General features: G+C 49.6%; 3 protein-coding genes. 2 read left to right on the top strand and 1 reads right to left on the bottom strand.

Annotated features, from left to right (window positions below; all coding sequences use genetic code 11):
- Together ACTF5M_RS11285 and ACTF5M_RS11280 are read left to right on the top strand one after the other, a co-directional pair.
- Positions 1-840: NAD(P)/FAD-dependent oxidoreductase (locus tag ACTF5M_RS11285; protein ID WP_438961063.1), on the top strand; the 840-nt coding region annotated here is incomplete at its 5' end.
- A 77-nt stretch (positions 841-917) separates the two neighbouring features.
- Positions 918-2627, top strand: a complete 1710-nt coding sequence (locus ACTF5M_RS11280) for a SulP family inorganic anion transporter (RefSeq protein WP_438961062.1) — start codon at positions 918-920, stop codon at positions 2625-2627.
- A 128-nt stretch (positions 2628-2755) separates the two neighbouring features.
- Here ACTF5M_RS11280 and ACTF5M_RS11275 read toward each other — a convergent pair.
- Positions 2756-3219, bottom strand: a 464-nt coding sequence (locus tag ACTF5M_RS11275) for a transketolase C-terminal domain-containing protein (protein ID WP_438961061.1), incomplete at its 5' end; no start/stop codon positions are given.

Here is a 3219-nt window from a genome sequence, read left to right as displayed (position 1 = left end):
GCACCATACACATGGCAATTAGTTCAAGGGTTAAGACAAGGACGTGCTTTATTTACGCAACCACCGATGCCGATCAAATGCGCAGGTGCACCACAAAAGGCAATGTATTTGTCTGGCGATGCATGGTTCCGCAATAACGCTCTCAAGAATATCGACATTCAGTTCATGAATGCAGGCGGCGCTTTATTCGGCGTCAAAGATTATGTTCCCGCACTGATGAAGTACATCGAAAAATACGACGCAACACTGAACTACTTCCATAACCTGGTGTCTGTTGACGGCTCTGCCAAAACTGCGACTTTCGAGGTACGCAAGCCAGATACCGATGTTCAGACGGTCACTGTTGATTTTGATATGATGCACGTCTGCCCACCTCAAACTGCACCAGACTTCATCCGCGTCTCGCCACTTGCAGATGCCGCCGGGTGGGTTGATGTGGATCAGGCAACATTACGGCACAAATCGTATGACAACATCTGGTCTTTGGGCGATGTAATGAATGCACCAAATGCCAAAACAGCGGCGGCCGCGCGCAAACAAGCCCCCACCGTAGCCGACAATATTATTGCGGATATTCGGGGCAGTTCGCCGGTTTCTGCCTATGACGGGTACGGCTCCTGTCCACTGACAGTCGAGCGCGGCAAGATTGTTCTGGCTGAGTTTGGTTACGGCGGCGTTTTAAAGCCAAGCTTTCCCTCTTTTATTCTCGACGGCACCAAACCGACCCGTGCTGCATGGTTTCTGAAGGAAAAGATGCTGCCGCCAATCTACTGGCAGGCCATGCTGAAAGGTAAGGAATGGATGGCAACACCAGAGAAGCTTGAAACACCGGCAGAATGATGCCTCTGTAGCACCCAGAGATATACCAAGGGAAGCCGCATCCTGATGTAGTTTCCCGTTATAGATTGAACAAAACAATGACCTATTTTGCACGTTATTTGCCGATCCTAGATTGGGGGAGGCGCTACGACCGTTCAGCTTTTTCAAATGATATGATTGCCGCAGTAGTCGTCACAATCATGCTGATCCCACAATCTCTGGCTTATGCGCTATTGGCTGGCCTACCTCCTGAGGCTGGAATCTATGCCTCAATCGCACCGATTGTTCTTTATGCGGTCTTTGGCACATCCAAAGCGCTAGCAATTGGACCTGTCGCTGTTGTGTCGTTGTTGACAGCATCTGCAATCGGGCAAGTAGCCGAAGCTGGCACCGCCGGATATGCTTTTGCAGCACTTACATTAGCTGGGCTCTCCGGAGCATTTCTTGTACTTTTGGGTGTTCTACGGCTTGGGTTTCTTGCGAACTTTCTCAGTCACCCAGTCATTGCTGGCTTTATCACTGCGTCTGGTATTTTGATCGCCACGAGCCAGCTCAAACACATCCTCGGTATTAGCGCTCACGGGCATACTCTACCTGAAATGCTGGGCTCGATCTTGGCTCATTTGGATCAGATAGATTTGGTAACTGTCATCATTGGTCTAAGCGCAACGGGTTTTCTATTCTGGGTCCGCAGCAGTTTAAAACCATTGTTAAAACGAGTTGGTATGAGCCCTCTAATGACCGATCTGTTGGCAAAAGCAGGACCTGTTGCTGCAGTGGCCTCAACAACGCTGGCAGTCTGGGCTTTTGATCTTCATGGGATGGGGGTTAAAATCGTTGGCGACGTGCCTCAAAGCCTGCCGCCGTTTACAGTTCCAGCGCTTTCTCCTGACTTGATTAAAGCTCTGCTCGTGCCGGCAATTCTGATATCCGTTATTGGCTTTGTAGAAAGTATTTCGGTCGCACAAACTTTAGCGGCCAAGAAGCGTCAAAGGATTGACCCGGATCAAGAACTAATTGGGCTGGGAGCCGCAAACCTTGGTGCCGCATTCACTGGAGGCTTTCCTGTCACAGGTGGTTTTTCACGTTCAGTTGTGAATTTCGACGCAGGGTCCGAAACACCCGCAGCGGGCATTTTTACTGCCATCGGTTTAGCTGTCGCGGCCTTGGCTTTGACGCCATTGGTCTATTATTTACCCAACGCGACTCTTGCCGCGACAATTATCGTCGCGGTCCTATCATTGGTAGATTTCTCGATCCTCAGAAAAACCTGGGGCTACGCGCGCCCGGATTTCACAGCTGTAGCGACGACCATAGCGTTGACATTGATCATGGGCGTGGAAGTTGGCGTAGCAAGCGGAGTAGGTATTTCCATACTTTTGCACCTCTACAAGACGTCTCGGCCTCATGTGGCCGAGGTTGGGCTTGTTCCTAGCACACAACATTTTCGAAATGTGAAAAGGCATGTAGTTGAGACCAACCCACATGTTTTGACACTGCGGGTAGATGAAAGCCTATATTTCGTAAATGCGCGTTTTCTTGAATATTTGGTTCAGTCCCGGGTAACGGCAGGGTGCGATATTAAGGATGTCGTATTGATGTTTTCAGCGGTCAATGAGGTAGATTTTTCTGCTTTAGAAAGCCTTGAAGCAATCAATCTGAGATTGATCGACATGGGAGTAGGGCTCCACCTTTCCGAGGTCAAAGGCCCGGTGATGGACCGGTTGAAAAAATCCCATCTAATCGGCGACATGAATGGTGAAGTGTTTCTTTCACAGTACGATGCGTGGGTGAGTTTGACGCGTTAAAACGACTAAAACACCTCAATCCGGCGTCACTTTGCTCGTGCAATGTCACCTGCAGCGGCGCATAGAAGAGGGGAGACGCCGTTGAAGGTGGCTCAAGCCCACTACAATAGCAATACTCATAATCATGATTATGTTAATTGAATTATATTCTTTCCAACTGCTTGCATAGCACTGGCAGCAATATCGACAGCTGTTAATCCAGCATCAGCATACATTGCAGCAGGACTTGCTTGATCAATAAACCGATCCGGTAGCGTCATTGTGCGCACGGCAAGTTTGCCATCAAGCAACCCAGAGTTTGCAAGATAATGCAGCACCATAGCACCAAAGCCACCCTCGCTGCCTTGCTCAATTGTGATTAGCGCACGGTGATTACTGGCCAGTTCTCTGATCAAGTCATGATCAAGTGGTTTAGCAAAGCGCGCATCTGCAACGGTACACGAAATGCCATGGGTTGCGAGTTCCTCTGCAGCTTTGGTGCAGTCAGACAAATGCGCACCAAAGGACAGAAGCGCCACGTCGCTGCCCTCTGACACCACACGGCCCTTACCAATCTCTAAGATCTTTGCATCTGGCATTGCTACGCCAACAC

The organism is Nereida sp., from assembly GCF_965655635.1.
In the GTDB taxonomy this organism is placed as follows: domain Bacteria; phylum Pseudomonadota; class Alphaproteobacteria; order Rhodobacterales; family Rhodobacteraceae; genus Nereida.
The sequence above is the reverse complement of the archived record's forward strand: the minus strand, read 5'-3'. Positions and strand labels throughout refer to the sequence as shown.